Source organism: Halomonas organivorans (assembly GCF_014192055.1).
GTDB lineage: Bacteria > Pseudomonadota > Gammaproteobacteria > Pseudomonadales > Halomonadaceae > Halomonas > Halomonas organivorans.
Window position 1 is genome coordinate 53,720 of record NZ_JACHXM010000003.1, and the last position, 20,054, is coordinate 73,773.

General features: G+C 66.6%; 14 protein-coding genes. 5 read left to right on the top strand and 9 right to left on the bottom strand.

Translation table 11 applies throughout. The annotated features are described in order from the left end of the window. Window positions 1–11 precede the first annotated feature (11 nt). Both mfd and FHR96_RS04640 read left to right on the top strand, forming a co-directional pair. Window positions 12–3,461 carry a transcription-repair coupling factor gene (gene mfd, locus FHR96_RS04635; protein ID WP_183386505.1) on the top strand — a complete coding sequence of 1,150 codons (3,450 nt, stop codon included), beginning with the start codon at window positions 12–14 and terminating at the stop codon, window positions 3,459–3,461. Window positions 3,462–3,610: 149 nt separating this feature from the next. Continuing rightward, window positions 3,611–4,663, top strand: a complete 1,053-nt coding sequence (locus FHR96_RS04640; protein WP_183386506.1) for a L,D-transpeptidase family protein — start codon at window positions 3,611–3,613, stop codon at window positions 4,661–4,663. 32 nt (window positions 4,664–4,695) lie between these two features. Here the strand turns inward: FHR96_RS04640 and FHR96_RS04645 are convergent, their stop codons facing one another. The 4 genes from FHR96_RS04645 to FHR96_RS04660 all read right to left on the bottom strand — a co-directional run bounded on the left by FHR96_RS04645 (window position 4,696) and on the right by FHR96_RS04660 (window position 9,546). Then, window positions 4,696–7,143: an EAL domain-containing protein gene (locus tag FHR96_RS04645; protein WP_183386507.1), complete on the bottom strand. Its 2,448-nt coding sequence runs from the start codon at window positions 7,141–7,143 to the stop codon at window positions 4,696–4,698. Between the two features lie 688 nt (window positions 7,144–7,831). Next, the gene (locus FHR96_RS04650) at window positions 7,832–8,095 is read right to left on the bottom strand and encodes an Lpp/OprI family alanine-zipper lipoprotein (RefSeq protein ID WP_016854575.1); all 264 of its coding nucleotides are present in this window, start codon (window positions 8,093–8,095) and stop codon (window positions 7,832–7,834) included. Window positions 8,096–8,273: 178 nt separating this feature from the next. Next, a complete protein-coding gene (locus FHR96_RS04655; RefSeq protein ID WP_246392782.1) occupies window positions 8,274–8,903 on the bottom strand; it encodes a L,D-transpeptidase family protein in 630 nt (209 codons plus the stop codon). 178 nt (window positions 8,904–9,081) lie between these two features. Beyond that, window positions 9,082–9,546: a 2-hydroxyacyl-CoA dehydratase gene (locus FHR96_RS04660; protein WP_246392783.1), complete on the bottom strand. Its 465-nt coding sequence runs from the start codon at window positions 9,544–9,546 to the stop codon at window positions 9,082–9,084. Window positions 9,547–9,692: 146 nt separating this feature from the next. On the opposite strand from FHR96_RS04660, the gene FHR96_RS04665 reads away from it, so the two are divergent. Next, on the top strand, window positions 9,693–10,145 hold the full coding sequence (locus FHR96_RS04665; RefSeq protein WP_183386508.1) for a two pore domain potassium channel family protein: 453 nt from the start codon (window positions 9,693–9,695) through the stop codon (window positions 10,143–10,145). Between the two features lie 142 nt (window positions 10,146–10,287). On the opposite strand, the gene FHR96_RS04670 is transcribed toward FHR96_RS04665, so the two are convergent. The 4 genes from FHR96_RS04670 to FHR96_RS04685 form a co-directional block, all read right to left on the bottom strand. After that, entirely contained in the window at window positions 10,288–10,752 is a 465-nt protein-coding gene (locus FHR96_RS04670) for a DUF6586 family protein (RefSeq protein ID WP_183386509.1), read from the bottom strand. Further along, window positions 10,749–13,388: a type I DNA topoisomerase gene (topA, locus tag FHR96_RS04675; RefSeq protein WP_183386510.1), complete on the bottom strand. Its 2,640-nt coding sequence runs from the start codon at window positions 13,386–13,388 to the stop codon at window positions 10,749–10,751. The genes FHR96_RS04670 and topA overlap by 4 nt, the downstream gene beginning before the upstream one ends. Window positions 13,389–13,616: 228 nt before the next feature. Next, window positions 13,617–15,989 (bottom strand): DUF3141 domain-containing protein, encoded by a 2,373-nt coding sequence (locus FHR96_RS04680; RefSeq protein WP_183386511.1) that lies wholly within the window; start codon window positions 15,987–15,989, stop codon window positions 13,617–13,619. 114 nt (window positions 15,990–16,103) lie between these two features. Next, window positions 16,104–17,012 (bottom strand): acetyl-CoA carboxylase biotin carboxylase subunit family protein, encoded by a 909-nt coding sequence (locus FHR96_RS04685; protein ID WP_183386512.1) that lies wholly within the window; start codon window positions 17,010–17,012, stop codon window positions 16,104–16,106. Window positions 17,013–17,103: 91 nt separating this feature from the next. Between FHR96_RS04685 and FHR96_RS04690 the strand changes: the two genes are divergently transcribed. Both FHR96_RS04690 and lipA read left to right on the top strand, forming a co-directional pair. Next, window positions 17,104–18,090 (top strand): LysR family transcriptional regulator, encoded by a 987-nt coding sequence (locus tag FHR96_RS04690; RefSeq protein ID WP_183386513.1) that lies wholly within the window; start codon window positions 17,104–17,106, stop codon window positions 18,088–18,090. Window positions 18,091–18,249: 159 nt separating this feature from the next. Then, complete coding sequence (gene lipA, locus FHR96_RS04695; protein ID WP_183386514.1) at window positions 18,250–19,308, top strand: lipoyl synthase; 1,059 nt, start codon at window positions 18,250–18,252, stop codon at window positions 19,306–19,308. 115 nt (window positions 19,309–19,423) lie between these two features. On the opposite strand, the gene lipB is transcribed toward lipA, so the two are convergent. Continuing rightward, window positions 19,424–20,053: a lipoyl(octanoyl) transferase LipB gene (lipB, locus tag FHR96_RS04700; protein ID WP_183386515.1), complete on the bottom strand. Its 630-nt coding sequence runs from the start codon at window positions 20,051–20,053 to the stop codon at window positions 19,424–19,426. Between the last annotated feature and the right edge of the window lies 1 nt (window position 20,054).

The window sequence follows — 20,054 nt, forward strand, 5'->3', positions numbered from 1 at the left end:
CAAGCGACGCCATGCCGACCTTCTCGCCACTCGACCCGCCGCGCCCACAGGGGCTGCGTGACACGCTCTACTGGCAGACGCCTCCCGGCAGTGCCACAGCCCTGGCGCTGGCCCACCTGGCCGAGGACGCCCCGCTGCTGGTGATCACCGCCGATACCGCCGCCGCCCAACGCCTCGAAGGCGATCTCGCTTTCTACTCGCGGCTGCCGGTGATGCCGTTCCCGGACTGGGAAACCCTGCCCTACGACAGCTTTTCCCCTCACCAGGACATCGTTTCCTCCCGCCTGCGCACCCTGAGGCGTCTGCAGGAAGGCGAGCACGGCATCGTGCTGGTACCGATCAACACCCTGATGCAGCGCCTGCCCCCGGTGGACTACATCGCCGGACGGGTGATCACCCTCGAGGTGGGCATGACGCTGGATCGGGAAGCGTTCCGCGATCGGCTGTCGCGAGCGGGCTATCGGGCCGTCGAGACCGTCTATGAGCCCGGGGAATACGCCCTGCGCGGTGCACTGATCGATCTCTTCCCGATGGGCTGTGACGCCCCGCTGCGCATCGACCTGTTCGACGACGAGATCGACACCCTCCGCCACTTCGATCCCGACACCCAGCGCAGCGCCGACAAGGTCGAACGCATCGAGCTGCTGCCGGCCCACGAGTACTCGCTGTCCCGCAGCGCCATCGCCTGCTTCCGCGAGACGTTCGAGACGCTGTTCGACGTCGACCCACGTCAGTGCCCGCTCTACGTCGACGCCCTCAAGGGCATCCCCTCCCCCGGTCTCGAGCAGTATCTGCCGCTGTTCTTCGAGGAGACGGCGACGCTGTTCGACCACCTGGCCGAGGGCACCCGCGTGGCGCTGCTACCCGGCGTCTTCGAGGCCGCCGAGCACCACTGGGCGGCCATCGAGAGTCGCTTTGACAATCTCGGCGTCGACCCGACACGGCCGCTGCTGCCGCCCCACCGCGCTTTCGTGCCGGTGGCCGAGGCCTTCGGCGCCATCAAGCGCTATCCGAGAGTCGAACTCACCGATGACGCCGAGCATCGCCACGCCGTGGCACCGGCGGCGCGGCCGGCCCCAACGCTACCGATCAATGCCAGGGCCAAGCAGCCGCTGGCCGAACTCGACGCCTTCCTGGCCGAGCATGTCGACACCCGCGTGCTGTTCGTGGCCGAGTCTCGCGGCCGCCGCGAAGCGCTGGAGGAGACCCTGGCGCCACTGGGCATCGCCCTGCCCCATGTCGACGACTTCGCCGCTTTCCTCGATGACTCGAGCCGGACCGCCATCACCGAAGGCACCATCGACGCCGGCCTGTGGCTGGAAGCCCCTAACCTGGCAGTGATCGGCGAGACCGAACTGTTCGGGGAGGTGGTCCGCCAGAGCCGACGCCGCGAGAAGGCCACCGACGACGGCGAACTGGCCATCCGTCACCTGGCCGAACTCAAGCCCGGTGCCCCGGTGGTCCACCAGGCCCACGGCGTGGGACGCTATCGCGGCCTGGAAACGCTGGAGGCCGGCGGCCAGGCGGCCGAGTTCGTGGCCCTGGAATATGCCGACGGCGCCAGGCTCTACGTTCCGGTGGACAGCCTGCACCTGATCTCGCGCTATGCCGGTGTCGACGACGAGCTGGCCCCCCTGCATCGACTGGGCTCCGAGCAGTGGGACAAGGCCAAGAAGAAAGCGGCCGAACGCATTCGCGACACCGCCGCCGAACTGCTGGACGTCTACGCCCGCCGCGAGGCTCGGGAGGGCTTCGCCTGCGCGACGCCGGACGCCGAGTATGCGCGCTTCGCGGGCAGTTTCCCCTTCGAGGAGACCCCCGACCAGCGCGCCGCCATCGAAGCAGTGGTCGGCGACATGACCGCACCGCGCCCCATGGACCGGGTCGTGTGCGGCGACGTCGGCTTCGGCAAGACCGAGGTGGCAATGCGCGCCGCCTTCCTGGCGGTGCATTCCGACCGCCAGGTGGTAGTGCTGGTCCCCACCACCCTGCTCGCCCGCCAGCATTTTGAAAACTTCCGCGACCGCTTTGCCGACACCGCCGTGAACATCGAGCTGGTATCGCGCTTCACCGGCGGTCAGGGCCAAGCCGCCGCCAAGAAGCGCATCGAGGAAGGCAAGGCGGACATCGTCATCGGCACCCACAAGCTGCTGTCGAAAACGATGCGCTTTCCCAAGATGGGCCTGCTGGTCATCGATGAGGAGCACCGTTTCGGGGTCGCCCAGAAGGAGCGCCTGAAGAGCCTGCGCGCCGAAGTGGACATCCTCACGCTCACCGCCACGCCCATTCCCCGCACTCTCAACATGGCGATGAGCGGCATCCGCGACCTGTCGATCATCGCCACTCCGCCGGCCCGGCGCCTGTCGGTGAAGACCTTCGTCCAGCAGCGCGACGAGGCGGTGATCAAGGAAGCGATCCTGCGCGAGATCCTGCGTGGCGGCCAGGTCTACTTCCTGCACAACGAGGTCAAGACCATCGAAACCGCCGCCGAGGCGGTGCGAGGCCTGGTGCCCGAGGCCCGGGTCGGCGTGGCCCATGGCCAGTTGCCCGAGCGCTCCCTCGAGCGAGTCATGTCGGACTTCTATCACAAGCGCTTCAACGTGCTGGTCTGCTCGACCATCATCGAGACCGGCATCGACGTGCCCAGCGCCAACACCATCGTGATCGAGCGGGCCGACAAGTTCGGGCTGGCCCAGCTGCATCAGCTGCGCGGCCGGGTCGGCCGCAGCCACCACCAGGCCTACGCCTACCTGCTGGCCCCGCCGCCGAGAGCCATGAGCCGCGATGCCGTGAAGCGACTGGAAGCCATCGGCCAGGCCGAGGATCTCGGCGCCGGCTTCACGCTGGCCAGCCACGACATGGAGATCCGCGGCGCCGGGGAGCTGCTGGGCGAGGAGCAGAGCGGCCAGATGGAGGCCCTCGGCTACAGCCTCTACATGCAGATGCTCGACCGCGCCGTGAAGGCGATTCGCGAGGGCAAGACGCCGAATATCGAGGCACCGCTCGACGAAGGCGTGGAGATCGGTCTCAACCTGCCGGCACTGATCCCCGACGACTACCTGCACGACGTTCAGCAGCGCCTGGTGATGTACAAGCGTATCGCCAGCGCCGAGACCGAGGCCGAGCTCAAGGAACTTCAGGTGGAGATGATCGATCGCTTCGGCCTGCTGCCGTCACCGGTCAAGACCCTGCTGCGCCAGACCCGCTTGCGCCAGCGCGCCGAGCGACTGGGCATCGCCCGCCTCGAGGCCGGCCCCGAGAAAGGGAGAGTGATCTTTGCCGGCCATACCCGGGTCGATCCGCTGATCCTGGTGGAGATGATCCAGCGCGAGCCGAACCGCTATCGGCTGGATGGCGCCGACACCCTGCGCTTCGACGCCGAGATGGCAAGCGAGGAGACCCGCTTTACGGTAGTCGAGCAACTGCTCGAGTCGCTGAACCGCAAGGCCGAGGCGGCATGACGGGATCGAGAGCGAGGCCAGGAACTCCTTACTCTTTACATATCGCTCCACTGGCGAACCGTCGCCACCTCGGGCACTCTAACGCCACGGTCGGTGGCCTCGGCAAGCAGGCGGCCGCCCCATGACCCATCAGACGAGACGATGACCAAATGACCCCTTCACTCCTTCGTGGGCCCCTCGCCCGCGCCACCCTGCTGTTCGGGCTGGGCACCGTCCTCGCCGCCCCCCTTCATGCCAGCGAGGACTTGCCGCGCGGCTATTATCCGTTGCCAGAGGAAGGCGACCTGGTCGGCGAGGTCTATACCGTCGTGGCCGACGAGGACGACACCCTGATCGACATCGGCCACCAACACGGCATCGGCTACCGCGCCATGGTCCGCGCCAACCCGAATGTCAGCGTCTGGTATCCCGGCGAGGGGACCGAGGTGACGATTCCCGGCCAATTCATCCTGCCGGACGCGCCGCGCACCGGCATCGTGATCAACGTCGCCGAGATGCGCCTCTACTACTACCCCCCCGCCGAGGAGGGCGCACAGCCCATCGTCCAGACCTACCCCCTCGGCGTCGGTCGCCAGGACTGGGAAACGCCGCTGGGCAATACCACCATCACGGAAATGGTCAAGGACCCGGCCTGGTATCCGCCGGCCTCCATACGTCGCGAGCATGCCGAATCCGGCGATCCGCTGCCCAGCGTGGTGCCTGCCGGCCCCGACAATCCCCTGGGTACTCGCAAGATGCGCCTCGGCATTCCCGGCTACCTGATCCACGGCACCAACAAGCCGGAAGGCGTGGGCATGCGAGTGTCCCACGGCTGCGTACGGATGCTGCCGGAAGACGTGGAGCGCCTGTTCGACCAGATCTCGGTCGGCACCCAGGTGCGGTTGATCAACGAGAGCTTCAAGCTCGGCTGGTCCGACGGCACTCTCTTCGTCCAGGCCTACCCCTACCTCGACGAGAAACAGGGCACCACCATCCAGCGGGTCACCGAGGCCCTGGATCTGGTGGGCGCCAGCGTCGACGGGCTCGACTATCCGGTCGACTATGCACGCCTGCGCGAGGTCGTCGAGGTGCCAGGCGGCATGCCGGTGGCCCTGGAGACGCCCCCAGAGCCTAAGCCAGCCCCGCGCTTCTACGAGCAACTGGAGCTGGTCACCGCTGACGCGTCTCGGGCCGACGCCGAGACGCCACGGCAAGAGGGCTGACACCCCGGGGCCCGGCCATCCGCCGGGCCCTCTCAATCGTCGATGCCAGAACCATAGCTGCCACCTCCCGCCGGTTCCGTGGCACCTTGACCCCTCCCGAGTTGCTCGCCCTCCCCGCGTTCTTGATTCGTTGCTCCCGCGCCCCAGACAGACGACGTCCCCGCTTCACCGACAAGCGGAGCTGCCGTCATTGCCTCGAGCGGCTGGCTGACATCGAAGAGCCGCCCCTGGGCCGAGACGAAGTTCATTCTCCGGATCGCCACCAATTGATCCGATGTCGCCACGCCGGTCACGGTGATGTGATGCCCCCCCAGCTTGGCCATGTCGCGCAGGCTCTTGAGCAGCAGCAGGGCCGAGCGGTCGCGCGGGATGCCCGTCATCAGCTCGGCCTCCAGCACCAGCCGGGACAGCGGTTGGCGAAAGATGGCATCCAGCGCGTGGGAAGAGTGCGCAAGCCCCTTGAGGGCAACCCCGAATCCCTGGTCACGGCAGTAGCGCAGTGCCGCCTGCAGCGACCAGGGCTCGCCCAGTTCCTCACCCTGCAGCTGCAGTTCGAAGCACGAGGTCGCCAGCGCCAGCTCCCTGCATCGATTCGCCAGCTCGTCGACGAATGCCGTGTCCATGACTTGCCCGATGCCGACCGGAAGCGCCCAGCGCGTGGGAATGGCACGGACACCTTCGTGATCTCGCACGGCACGCGCCAGGCTCGCCAGGCCCTCGACGGCCAATCGACACACCGTGCGATCCAGCAAGGCACGACGGCCCGCCGTCTCGGCCAGCCTGACCAGCTCTTCCTGCGGTACATCCCCCCAATGGGGATGCCGCCAGCGGACGATCAGCTCACCGCCACAGCGACGACGATCCGCCAGCAGAAAATGCGGCTCGACGCTCAGCCGCAACTGTACCGCGAGTCGCTCCGGGGACAACCGCTCCAGCACCTCGGTGAGGGCCAGGAAACGCTCCTTGGACGCCACGGATTCCGCCTCCAGCATGCGGGGGCGCCGCTCCCCACTACGCAGCATCTGCCGAGCGGCGCCCTGAGCCTCTTCCAAAAGCGCGAACGGCGTCGTGCCCTCGACCGACAGGGCAACCCCGATCCGTGGCAACAGCATCCGGTCGGCACGGCCGATCCGAAACGGAGCCGACAGGCTTTCCTGGAGCCGTTCGGCCAACGCCATTCCGACCGGAGACCGGCCATCGTCTGCCACCGGTAGAACGCTCATGACGGCAAAGACGTCGCCTTCGATATGGGCGACATAGCCCTCACCCCGCGTGACACGACGCAGGCGTTTGGCAATGCGCTGAATCGCCTCCTCGGTGCCGGCGGCGCCCAACGAGTCTCGCAGGCCGTCCAGGCGATCGAAGCCGATCCAGCATAGTTGAAGGCGCTGTCGATTCTCGAGGTAGTCTTGCAGGCGACGTTCGAGCCGCGGACGACTCGGCAGCCCGGTCAGCTCGTCGATGTCGAAACGCAAGCGCTGCCGGCGACGGCGACGCTCCATCCACATCGCCACCAGCATCGCCATCATGGCGACGATGGCCAGCCCCGAGGCAGCAAGAATCAGCCGATCGCCCCAGCGACGACGACTCGCCACGCTCTCTGGCACGTCGACATACTGGACATCGTCGCGCAGTGATTCTGCCACGCGCTGCCGATCGGCATAGCGCACCCTCGGTACGGCCGGTGCCGTTGCCTCACCACCGTCTTCCAGCAGTGTCAGCAGGCGTTCGGCCACTCCCGAGGCATCCGGCTGCACGCCGCCAACGCAGCCGTCCTTCAGCCATTCAGGCATCAGGCACCAGACGCTTCCGGCCTCCTGCAACAGCGATAACGCCTGCTGGCGTTGCGCCAGGTCGGGCAGGGCCAGCAGGACGTGGGCGGCATTGTCTCTCGCACCAGGCAGGTCTTGTCCCAGGATACCCAGGGCATCCACGCGCCCTTCCCCATTCGTCAGGATGCTCTCCAGCGCCCGCAGGGGAGAATTCACCGTGACCCACCCCACCAGCCTGGGGGCACCGCTGGCATGACGCACCCAGGCCAGATGACGCAGCAATACCGGCAGCAGGTCGAGGTGCCCCGCCCCTTGCTGGCGCAGCCACTGACGATAGATCGGGGAAAATACGCCGTAGGCCACCAGTTGGTCCGCCGCCGCCTCGTGACGGGTCGCGACGAGCTTGCGATATGCCGCCACTGCAGCGTCGTGGAGCAGGATGACCCTGGAACCTTCCAGGAGATCGCGTCGAAGCAGCGTCTCGTAGAGCGACTCCGTCGACACTGCGCCACCACGCAGATACACGACCTGCAGCGCCCCGGGGCCCTGATCGGCTTCCAGTCGATCCCCCAGTTCGGCGAGCAACTGCCGATCCAGTCGCTGCCCCGGCTCGCCCGGGGCGATCACCAGGGTGGAAACCGCTCCCCAGCAAGGGCCGACGACACTCAGCGCTGCCAGGAGCAACGCACCGCCTGCCCAGCGTCGCATCCCCCTCATGGGCGAAGGCTCGCAGAGACTCGAATCACCGCACCATGAGCAATGGCATCCGCCGAATCCGACTGTAGCCACGGTGGAAGCGCGATGCCGATCTCCCCACAGGACGTGACCATGCGACCGCCTTCATTATCTCCCGACAGGGCATGACGCTTGCGCTGGTCATGCCCTGCGTCAGCGGAAGGCCCCGCCACTGAAGGCGACCATCCCGGACTGTCGCTGCCGATGGCATACTGGAACCCCGTCACGATCATTCTCCACCCAGTGGGCTTTTCCATGCTCGCTCCACTGCCGCGATTGGATACACAGCATTGGCATTCAGGAAAAGCATACCCTGCTGATAGACGAATAGCAGGTATCGCGGAAGATGGCAGGGAGAGCCGGCGTAACGGCGGCTGTCCGCCAAGCCCCTGCGCCTTCATGATGGTGTTTCGTTCATCATATCCCCGGCACCGATATCAACCACACTGCCTGCCGCTCACATTCAGGCGCTATCTGCCCCCTTCCGAGGGGTCACGCTCGCACATCACCCGACTGCCAGCCATCGGAGAAAAGTCGAGAGCCGAGTGCCATCGATGGCCGCACACCGGGTCATCGAGCAGGCACAAAAAAACCACCCCTCTTGCGAGGGGTGGTTGATCGTGGCATCACCAGGCACTGAGCCTGGCCTGCCCGCTACCGCTTACTTGCGCATGGAACGCTCGAACATGCGGTTCATCTCTTCGCGGTTCTGCTGAGACATCTGCAGAGCCGCTTGAGCGTCGCGCTGGGCCTGGTTGGCAGTGTTCTGGGCCTGGGTCGCGATGCTACGAGCCTCGGCGGCGTCGGCCTGAGCGGACTCGGCGGTAGTGCGGACTTCTTCCAGAGCGCTGGAGGAAGCACAACCGGCCAGAACGGCGAGGGAGGCGGCAGCGGCGGACAGCTTCAGAGTAGTCTTGAGAGTCATGGTGTTCTCCTTGGGTCTTCCTTGGTACTGCGTTGGTGATGCCTGATGAACAGGCGTCCTGCGTTGCAGGTCCTATCGGCAGCAATACGCTTGCTGCCTCTCAAAGTCGTCAAACGCTGCGCTGAATCGCGGCACAACGCTTGCCTACCGACTAGAACGTCCTTAGCGCATGTAAAGCCTAGCGGATGACGACCCGCGTGCCAATGTCGATCATCGACGACAGGGTCTCGATCTGCCGATCGGTGACCGCGACGCAGCCATTGGTCCAATGAAAGCGCCGATGGATTTCGGGATCCGCCACGCCGACGCCATGGATACCGATATAGCCGCCCAGCGCCGTATCCTGCGGCGGACTCCCATGGCGACGATAATAGGTAAAATAGTCATCGTAGTCGCGCTGGCTATAAACGCCGGAATCCAGCGCCATGCGAGCATGGGTCGGCGTCGGATAGTCCAGGCCGACGAAGATATGGTATTTGCTGCCGTAGTTGAAGCGCGAGACATGAAACTCGCCCAGCGGCGTAGCGCGATCACCGCGCACTCGCTGCGGCTTGGCACCGCCTCGGCCCAGCGATATCGGGGAAAAGCGATCCACCAGTTGGCTGCCCCGGAAGATACTGAGCCTTGCCTCATCGTCGTCGACGAGCACCCATAGTTCATCGGGAAAACGTGGCCCGCTGGCATCGGCCAGCAGGTCGGACATCATGGTGGCCCCTTGAGCCGGCGCCCAGAACGGCAGGCTCAAAGCCAGCAGGCCGAAACGGCGGCGGGACAACTTGGGCGTCTTGGGCGTATTCATCATGGGCATGCGAGGGGCCGAGAACGAAGACGCCGTTATATCGCATTGCAACGTTGATGTCAGGGGCCATGGTATCGAATATCGCAATGGATGACGCCTACGCTCCCCGCCCGGGGCGTTGCGATGCCCACGACCAGCCATCTTGTCGCCAGATAGAGACACCTCGATAGAGACTGACGAGTATCGCTCAATACGCCTCGAGTCGCTGGATATCACGTACCAGTCGACGCACCTCGGCATCCTCACCCTGCACCAGCGCCTCGAAGAACTCTCGCTCCTCGGTCCCGCTCGCTCGCTCGCCGCGGTGACGATAGAGGTCCTGCAAGGTACGGTGCATGGTCAGGGCCGTCGCCAGCAATGCCTCCACCCCCTCGTCGTCACGCGCCTCCGGGAGGCACTCGAGTACTGGCGGATGGGGAAAGTCGTCCGGCTCATCGAACCAGGCGTCGAGCACCCGGCGATGGCCGCTGCCCTCGGCGAGGTAAGACTCGAGCTCGCGCCGCATCCGTCGCTCATGATCGGCGAGATAATCCAGCGCCAGGCGTAGCCGAGGAGCGACACTGTTCGTGGCCAGCCCCGTGTAAGCCGCCTCGAGTCGAGCGTGGTAATCCGCCGCCCAGCGCACCAATTCTCGCACTTGATGAAAGCGCATGGCTCTGCCCCCCGGTGATCCGACGTTGGCGATAGAAACATCCCGCCGCCTTCGCTACTGATATCCTAGACGAGACGAGACGCGTCCCGGCTTGATGCAGGTCAAGACGGCCTGAAGCCGTGGCAAACCGGCGAAGGGAGGCAAGCGTGGGCGAGGCAATGCTGGATTCGAGCCACCTGGCCGTGGTCGGCACCACTCTACTGGTGGTGGCGGCCTGCGTGCTGTTGCATTTCGAGGTGTCGAGCGTGCTTAGCCGACTGATGCGACGCACCTCACCCTCGCGACGGCGGCGCTTTCTGGGCCTGATGTTCGGACTGCTGACCGCCCATGTGGCGGAGATCTGGCTGTTCGGCCTGGCTGCCTGGTGGCTGGAAGGGACGACATCGGGCGCCGTGGCCGGCGCGCCGATGGTCAACGGGCTGGACTATGTCTACCTCTCGGCGATCACCTACACGACCCTCGGGTACGGAGACGTCTTCCCCGAGGGGCCGCTGCGTTTCCTGATGGGCACCGAGTCGCTGACCGGCTTCATGATGATCACCTGGTCGGCGTCGCTGACCTTCCTGGAGATGCAGCGACACTGGAACGACCGTGGCTAGGCCAGGATCAGGCCAGAAACCTATCTGCGCTCGGCGATGTGGTGCCACAAGAAGTCGGGGAGTACGCTCCCCCGCAAGGCCAACGGGCCTGACCCGACGCCTTCGCCCATCGACGTTGCCGACACCATCTTGCAGGCGACAGCTACCACTCTTCGCTGGTCTGGCGCAGTTCAGCGATCTCGCGCTTGGCCGCCGTCAAGCAGTCGTGCAGCTCATCGCCCAGTGCGGCAGCACTGCCCACGGCGATGATGCCCTGTGCAGCCCCACTGGCGCGACGCGCCACGCCGTCGCTTGCGTGCAGGGCCTCGATGCGGGCGATAAGCCGCGCAAGCCAGCTGTCCGGGCGCTGGGCCAGGCCACGCAGCCGCTCCAGCTCGGCCAGCGGCGCTCCCTGGGGCGCGAGAAGCTCACGCCAGTCGTGACGCTCGAGGCCGGCATGCTCGGTGACCTCGCGCAGCAAAGACTCAAGGGCCAGCTCGAGCAGCGCCAAGGCCCCCTCCTCACCGGCCATGCGTCTCGCCTCGGCATGCTCATCGTCGCCGGCAGGCGCCGCCAGCAGCAGCTCCGCCTGGTACAGCAGCTGATTGGTTCGGGCTCGCGGGGTCACTTGCGCTTGTCCTCCACCTGCCACTTGCCGTCGTCGAAGGTGGCCTTCCAGCCGGTGGCCTTGCCGTCATCCTCGGTCATCAGGAACTGCGCCTTGGCCTTGCGCGAGAAGCGGATCTGCGCCGGCCGGCCGTCCGGGTCCGCATCGGGAGCGTCGAGCAGGTAGCGATACTTGTCCGGCAGCTCCTCGGCATGGGCCTTTAGCTCGATCACCAACGGCGGCCGGGTCTCGCGATTCTTGGGGAACTTGCTGGCCGCCAGGAACAGGCCACTGGCCCCGTCGCGCAGCACATAGTGGTCGTCGACCTTCTGGCAAGCCAGCTCCGGCATGGGGATGGGATCCATCTTGGGCGGCGCCACCTCGCCGCTCTTGAGCAGCTTGCGAGTGTTCTTGCAGCTCTCGTTGGTGCAGCCGAAATACTTGCCGAAGCGGCCACTCTTGAGCTGCATCTCGCTGCCGCACTTGTCGCACTCGATGGTCGGGCCCTCATAGCCCTTGATGCGAAACTTGCCCTGCTCGACCTCGTAGCCGTCGCAGTCAGGACTGTTGCCGCAGACGTGCAGCTTGCGCGTCTCGTCGATCAGATAGCTGTCCATCGCCGTGCCGCACTTGGGGCAGCGATGCTTGGCGCGCAGCGCATCGGTCTCGGCGTTTTCGTCGGCATCGGCGGCCACCGCCTCGTCGCCAGGCAGCAGATCGATGGTGGTCTTGCAGCGCTCCTTGGGCGGCAGGTTGTAGCCTGAGCAGCCCAGGAATACGCCTGTCGAGGCGGTGCGAATCTGCATCTTGCGTCCGCAGCTCGGACAGTCGATGTCGGTGGGCACCGGCTGGTTGGGCCGCATGCCTTCCTCGCTCTGCGCCTCATCCAGCTCCTCGCGGAACTCGGCATAGAAGGCGTCGAGCAGCTCGCGCCAGCGGCGCTCGCCCTCGGCCACCTCGTCTAGGCTATCCTCCATGCGCGCGGTGAAGGAGTAGTCCATCAGGTCGGGGAAGGACTCCTTGAGCCGCTCGGTGACGATATCGCCCAGCTTCTCGGCGTAGAAGCGACGATTCTCCAGCTTGACGTAGCCGCGATCCTGGATGGTCGAGATGATGGCCGCGTAGGTGGACGGCCGGCCGATGCCCTTCTTCTCCAGCTCCTTGACCAGGCTCGCCTCGGTATAGCGAGCCGGCGGCTTGGTGAAGTGCTGCTGGGGATCCAGCGACGCCAGGGTGAGGGGCGTGCCTTCGGCCAGGTCAGGCAGCGACTGGTCCTCGTCCTTGCGGCCCATCGGCTTCATCACGCGGGTGTAACCGTCGAACTTCAGCACCCGGCCCTTGGCCTTGAGCTCGTAGCCATCGGCGGCCACGGTCAGGGTAGTAGAGAGATATTCCGCGGGCGTCATCTGACAGGCCACGAACTGGCGCCAGATCAGCTCATAGAGGCGTTCGGCGTCGCGCTCCATACCGGCCAGGTCGGTGGCGCGGCGTGTCACCTCGGAGGGGCGGATAGCCTCGTGGGCCTCCTGGGCGCCTTCCTTGCTGGAATAGCGGTTGGGCGCCTCGGGCAGATAGCGCGCTCCGTATTCCTCGCCGATGAAGTCGCGCACGCCGTCCACCGCCTCGCGGGACAGGTTGGTGGAGTCGGTCCGCATGTAAGTGATGTAGCCCGCCTCGTAGAGGCGCTGGGCGAGCGTCATGGTCTTCTTCACCGAGAACCCGAGGCGCCCGCTGGCGGCCTGCTGGAGCGTCGAGGTGATGAAGGGAGCGTTGGGCTTGGAGCGGGTCGGCTTGTCCTCACGGGAGGTGATCGCCAGCGACGCTTTCCTGAGCGCCTCGATGCGCTCCAGGGTCTCGGCCTCTGACGTCGGACGGAACGCCTTGCCGTCCTGTCGCACCAGCTCGAAGCGCACCGGGGCAGCCGCGGCGTCGTCGGCGGGCTCGAGATCGGCGTGGACGTCCCAGAACTCCTCGGGAACGAAGGCTCGGATCTCGCGCTCGCGCTCGACGATCAGCCGCATCGCCACCGACTGGACGCGGCCGGCGGAGAGGCCGCGGGCAATCTTGGCCCACAGCAGCGGCGACAGCATGAAGCCCACGACGCGATCCAGGAAGCGCCGCGCCTGCTGGGCCTCGACCCGCGGCATGTTGAGCTGGCCGGGATCCTCGAAGGCCTCATGGATGGCATTCTTGGTGATCTCGTTGAACACCACCCGGCGATAGCGCGAGTCATCACCGCCAATGGTCTCGCGAAGGTGCCAGGCGATGGCCTCCCCCTCGCGGTCCAGATCGGTCGCGAGGTAGACGGAGTCCGCCTTGTCGGCAAGCTTCTTGAGCTCGGCGACCACCTTCTCCTTGCCGGGCAGGATCTCGTAGTTGGCTTCCCAGTCATGCTCGGGATCGATCCCCATGCGCCGGATCAGCTGCTCCCGTGCTTTACGCTGGCGATATTCGGCCTTCTCCTCGGCGGACATCTTGCGCGTCGCGGCGGCCTGTCGGGCACGCTCCTTGGGATCCGAGGCCGTCTTGCCCGAGCCGCTGGTCGGCAGGTCACGGATGTGCCCCACGCTCGACTTCACGATGAACTCGTTGCCGAGATACTTGTTGATCGTCTTCGCCTTGGCCGGCGACTCGACGATGACCAGAGACTTGCCCATAGTGCTCCAAACGTCAGTAGGCGCGGGCATGGCCCGCGTCGAACGGAATCGACCACCCGTTGGCGGGTGAAAAATGCGCTTACCCTACCCTAGCGCCAGCCAACACGCCAGTCGCTCCCTCGCCGGGCCTTTGACCCTAGACCGCCGGCCACCGCTCGGCAAGCACCCTTCCACACGCAAGCCCCCGCCGGTCAGGCGGCAGGGGCTCGATGCGAAAGGTACGGGGATTCAGTCCTTGGACCGGGGCGGCTTGCGACGTCGCGTCGCCGATTGACGCGGACCTTGGCGACGCGCCTCGCGCTTCGCTGCCGAGACCGTCTCGGATGCCTTGGGCGGCTCAGCCGCCTTGGTCTCGCCGCTCTCGCCAGGCTTTCCTGACGTCGCGGGCGCCTCCCCGGGCGTTGACCGCGGCGGCGTTGCGGGTCGGGCGCTGGCGAACAGCGCTCGAATACGTTCGAAGCGCTGGGCGGCACGCTCGCTGAGCTCCCCGCTGGCCGCCAGCACGTGTTCGATATGTCCCAGGTGGCCGTCGATCGCTTCGGCGCTCTCACCAGCCACCAGCCGTGGAATGGCCTCCAGGGCCGCTTCGCGGTCCTGCTCGAGGATGAAGAACTGCTCACGCACCAGGTGCTTGAAGTCGGCCAGTCGAGCGGTCGGCTCGAGCTCGGCGCGGGATGCGCGCAGGCGCTTGAAGTTGCGCCCATCGGTCGCCGGCGCACCGCCCAGCACATAGATCACCGAGCGCATCACCGCCTCATGGCTGCCGCCCTCGGCGACCCTGGCCCGGATCGCCTCGCGACGCTGCTGAACGAAGCGACGCTGCTCCGGTTCGGCCCCGGGATGCCGGCGCACCGGCGCGTTGCCCCCAAGTCCGACCAGAACCTGCAACAGCGGCTGGCCGTAGACGTCCAGGAACAGCCGCTCGAGGCTGCGATCGCGCAGTTCCCGCCAGGCCTCCAGGCCCTGGGTGATCTGGCTCGACAGCACGCCCTCCAGGGCGCGAAAGACGTTGTCCTCGCCGACCGCCTGACGATCCTCGCGCACCCGCTCGGCCAGCACCGGAACCGGCACCATCAGCGGATTGCGATCGGACAGCAGCCGATATCCCAGCCGATTGGGATGCATGCGTCGCATCCAGCGAGCGGAGTCAGGGGTGGCCCAGGCCTGGACCCAGGGCTGGAGGAACTGGCGGTACAGCCCCTGGTTGATCTCCGAGACGCGGGCCACGGCGGCGAAGCGACGCTCGTCGTCGGGACGATGGTGCACCTCGCGGTCCAGTTCCTCGATGCTGCGCGGCTGAAATTCGAGCAGGTAGTCGCGCTCGATCAGCTCGGCGTCGGGGCGATCCTCGGCCCGCGAGATCGCCGTCTCGTAGAGCCCCGGCGGCAACACGTCGATGTAGTCCATGTTGGCGGTGAACTCGGTGTGCTCCTTGCGCGATACGCTGCCTGACACGAAGATGCCCAGGTGCCCGGTGGTGTCGTGGACGCAGTACACGATGGTCTGCCCGTTGGCGATGAGTTCATCGGTATCCTCGTAGAGATCCTGTATCCAGCCCAGGGCCTGCGGCGGCGGCGTAATGTCATCGCCCCGGGAACAGAACACCACCACCGGCGAACGCAGGTTGCGCAGATCGATGCGTCGCCCGTCGGCGGTGACCATCTGGGCGGTGGACAGACGGTTGCCGACGAACAGGTTGTCGACGATGTACTGGATCTCCTGCCCTCCCAGCACCACATGACCACCCCACCAGCGCTCGAAGTCCAGGTAGCGCTCCGCCTCGGTGTCGACGCGGGAATAAAGGTGATACTGCTTGCTCCACCAGGTGTTGGCCGGATTGAGCCGCTCGAAGTTCTGCACCAGCCAGGCACCGTCGAACAGTCCGGCTCCCAGGTCGCTGAGCAACGACGTCACCCAACTGCCACCGGTCATGCCGCCGGTGTAGCGCATCGGCGCCTGGCCCCGCTCGCCGGCCCAGTAGGATAGCGGTGCACCGGCGATCAGGATGGGCCCGAAGACGTCGGGCTCCAGGGCCGCCGCCATCATGATCTGCCAGCCGGCCTGGCAGTTGCCGACCACCATTGGCTTCTCCGCAGTATCCGGATGCAGCGATATCACCTGACGAAGGAAGGTCACTTCGGCCTCGACCACGTCCTCGACGGTCTGTCCGGGCTCCGGATAGGGCAGGAAACCGATGAAGTAGCAGGGATGGCCGGCGCGCAGTGCCACGCCGAGCTCGCTGTCGGGCTTGAAGCCGCCGATGCCCGGTCCGTGACCGGCCCGTGGGTCCACCACCACGAAGGGCCGCATCAAGGGATCGGTTTCCACGCCCTCGGGCGGCAGGATGCGCATCAATTCGTAGTTGACCGGCCTCGGCAATTCGCGGCCGTCGAGCAGCACCTCGGCGTCGAAGCCAAGCACGTTGGGCTTGGTCTTCTCGATGTGTTCCAGGTACTGGTTGCCACGCTGGCGCATGACGTCCAGATAGAGAATGCTGCGCTCCAGACCATCACGCCAGTACTCCAGGCCGGCACGACCGAAGCCGAAAGGATCCATCCAGGACAACACGGCAGGAGGCAAGTTCGACATCAGGGGGTTCATGGCATCGACTCCCTCGGTGGCCATGGGGAAAATGCGGTCTTGGGGTCGTTGCCCGACCGTCTTTGCTGCAATGCAATATAACCCAGATTCCACGCGCTGGCGAATGCCCCATCGTCACCCCGGCACGAGACGCGCCGCCTGCTCGTCCCCGAGCAGACACGACAGCGCCCGCCGCGCCCGAGGCTCGAGCTCCTCGAGGCGACGTCCCCAGATCACCAGGCGAGCCTCATGACCCGCGCCGGGATGATCCAGGCGGACCCCGGGGCCGCCGTCGAGGCGAGCATGCTCCGGCAAGGCCAGGCGCCACAGCCGCGCATGACCTTGCCCCACCAGATGAGACTGCCGCTCGCGCAGCCGTTCACCACACATCAGCCGCCAATGGGTGACCAACGGATCGAGGCCGAACAGCGCCTCGTCGAGCGCCTCCTCCCCCGCCGGGCCGGGACGCAGGGACACGAATCCAAGGGCATTGCCGGCGACGCGGAAGCCCGCCTCGACCAGCCCCGTTGCGCCCAGTGCCACGACGCCTCGAGCTGCCAGGCGTCCCAGGTAGGCAGTCCGCTCGGCGGTCAGCCAGGGTAGCGGCGCCATGGACATGGCGTCGCCGAGCGACTGTCGAGGCGCCAGGTACACCACGTGGCCGTGGCCATCGACCAACAGCGACAGATGGACCAGTGTCCCGCCGTCCTCGGGCGACGCCAGCGGTACGCCGGCTTCCGCCATCAGCCGACGCATGACGCGCTGCTGGGCCATGGCAGCCAGCAAGGTTGCCCCCTGGCCCAGGAAGCGCACCCCTGCCTCTCCACAGGCCTTGGCGAGTTCGAGCTGGAGCGGCGCGGCCAGTTCACCGGGGTGGATGGCGTCACATTGCCCCGCGAGGGCCCGGGCCAGCAATGTGCGGGAGTCGCCCTCGGCGGTCTGGCTCTCGATCCCCAGCTCCTGGGCGGCCTGGCACAGGCGAAGGGCGCCCGCCCCGGCCCCCACCACCAGGACGCGGCGCACAGGCATCTTGCGTGGGAACATGATCGATCTCCGGATAGCGAGTGGCGGAAGCGGAGTGCTAGCATGACGACAAGGCACGCCGGACGCTACCGCGCCGCCCAACGGATGACCCATGACCACGCCCAAACTGCTCAATCGTCTCACCTTCCGCCAGCTGCAGGTGTTTCGCGCCGTTCACGAACGCCAGTCCTATTCACGGGCGGCCGAGGCTCTGGGCCTGACCCAGCCTGCGGTCAGCGCACAGATCCGGCAGCTCGAACAGGCCCTCGGCCACCCGCTGTTCAAGTATGCCGGCCGCACCCTGCATGCCCTGCCCGCCGCGGACGCGCTGGCCGCCTCGACCCAGGCCATCTTCGGACAGGTATCGCGGCTGCAGATGAGCCTGTCGGACCTGGAAGGCACGATCACCGGTGAGCTCAACCTGGCCGCCGTGTCCACCGCCCAGTACGTGGTGCCCCATCTGCTGGCCCGCTTCCGCGCCCAGTATCCCAACGTCCAGATCCGCCTGCGGGTCTGCAACCGCAGCCAGGCCCTGGAACGCCTCGCCGAGCGCCGCGATGACCTGGTGATCATGGCACGGGTGCCCGACGACGAGGCCCTGGTGTTCATGCCGATCCTCGACAACGAGATGATTCCCGTGGTGTGGCCCGGCCATCCGCTGCTCGAGGCAACTCGCCCGACGCTCGAGGATCTGGCCCATCACTACATGCTGATGCGCGAACCCGGCTCCGGGGTTCGCGGCGCCCTGGAAGAGTTGGCCGCGGAGCAGGACGTACGCCTCGATCACGCCATCGAGATGGGAACCAACGAGGCAGTCAAGCAGGGCGTGATGGCACAGCTCGGCGTGGCCGTGCTGCCCCGCCTGGCCGTCCGCCTGGAACTCGAGGCCGGACTGCTGGCACCGCTGGATCTGCCCGGTTTCCCGCTGCGCCACTCCTGGTGCACGGTCTACCACCGCGAGCGCTTCCCCACGCCGGTCACCGAACTGTTCCTGCGCTTCGTCCGCCAGCACCTCGATGAGCTGCATGCCCACTTCGCCTCCGACCCCACCCCCCTGCCGAGTCATGGAGTCGCCTGCCTGCCACAGGCCGCCCAGTGACGGTCGACTGCCGAATCGTCATGGCTCGGTGCCTGTCCAGTCGGACGACGAATGTGATAAGTTACCCCCCTACCTTTGTATACACGCCATGCCTGCCGCCGAATGCGTCATCCAGGGACGCCCGGCGACCGGCCGCCGAGTGGAAGAGGCGCCCAGCTCATGAGCGACAACACCAGCAAGCACGTGTCCAGCGGCGAGAAGTACCGCAACGAACACGGTGCAACGGCCATCAAGGATGGCATGAAATCGCGCCCGCAGGCCGAGGAAAGCCCGGCCCTGGGTCGCAAGCCCAAGTGGCTGCGCGCCCAGATCCCCGGCGGCGAGCGTTTCGATGCCGTGAAGAAGAACGTGGCCGAGCACCGGCTGAGTACCGTGTGCGCCGAGTCGCACTGCCCCAACATGGGCGAGTGCTGGAGCAACGGCACCGCCACCATCATGCTGATGGGCTCGGTGTGTACTCGCGCCTGCCGCTTCTGCGCCGTGGACACTGGCAATCCCAAGGGCTGGCTCGATGCCGAAGAGCCCGAGAACACCGCCAAGTCGGTAGAGTTGATGGGCCTGCGCTACATCGTGCTGACCTCCGTGGACCGCGACGACCTGCCCGACGGCGGCGCCGGCCACTATGCCGACTGCATTCGCGCCATCAAGGCCCGCACGCCAGAGGTAGCGGTCGAGGCATTGACCCCGGACTTCGACGGCGCGCCCAGCGCCATCGAGCGGGTCGTCGATTCCGGGCTGGAAGTTTTCGCCCAGAACGTCGAGACCGTGGAGCGCCTGACGCGCCGCGTTCGCGATCCTCGCGCCGGCTACCGCAAGACCCTCGACGTGCTGGCCCACGCCAAGCGCCACCGTCCCGACGTCATCACCAAGACCAGCCTGATGCTGGGTCTCGGCGAGACCGAGGAGGAAATCCTGCAGACCTTCGACGACCTGCGTGAGATAGGCGTCGACATCGTCACCCTTGGCCAGTACCTGCGCCCGACGCGCAACCACCTGCCGGTGGAACGCTGGGTCACCCCCGAGGAGTTCGAGCGCTATCGGCAGCAGGGCCTCGAAAAAGGCTTCATGGAGGTGCCGTCCGGGCCGCTGGTCCGCTCCAGCTATCGCGCCGACCGGGTGTTCGAGAACAACAACCTCGGCCTGGAGCTCGCCTCCCCCGCCGAGGTGCCCGGCCAGACGCCCGACCCCAACATCATCCCGACGCGTAATGTGGGGTGATCGTGGTGAGTGGTGAGTCGGCCAGCAGGGTTGCAATGCCTTTCACCACCTCAACAGCAGCAAAGCCCGAGGCCAGCGCCTCGGGCTTTGCTGTTTCGCGGCGCCTGATCCGGCGCTATGCGTCGACCAGCTCGCGTCCCAGTTCGCTGGCCAGGCACCGGGCAAGCCCCGTCGACACGTCATCCAGGCTCGGCGGTGCCGGCACGAGATCCGCCAGCCGGGTCATCGCCAGGCCGGCATAGCCGCACGGGTTGATGCGCGCGAAGGGCGACAGGTCGCCATCGACGTTGAGGGCGATGCCGTGGAAGCTGGCTCCCCGCCGAATACGCAGCCCCAGCGAGGCGATCTTGGCATCGCCGACATAGACACCCGGCGCGTCGGGACGCGCATGAGCCTCGATACCATACTCGGCCAACAGCGCGACGGCCGAGCCCTCGAGTGCACTGACCAGCTCGCGAACGCCGAGCCCGGCGCGACGCACGTCGAGCAGCGGGTAGAGCACCACCTGCCCCGGGCCATGGTAGGTCACCTGGCCGCCGCGATCCGACTGCACCACCGGGATGTCACCGGGCATCAGCAGATGCTCGGGCTTGCCGGCACGCCCCTGGGTAAACACCGGGTCGTGCTCGACCAGCCACATCTGATCCGGCGTGGACGCATCCCGCGTGTCGGTCAACTCGCGCATCGCCTGCCATACGGGTTCGTAGGGCCGGCGCCCGAGGCGATGAAGTTGCAGTGGCGCCATC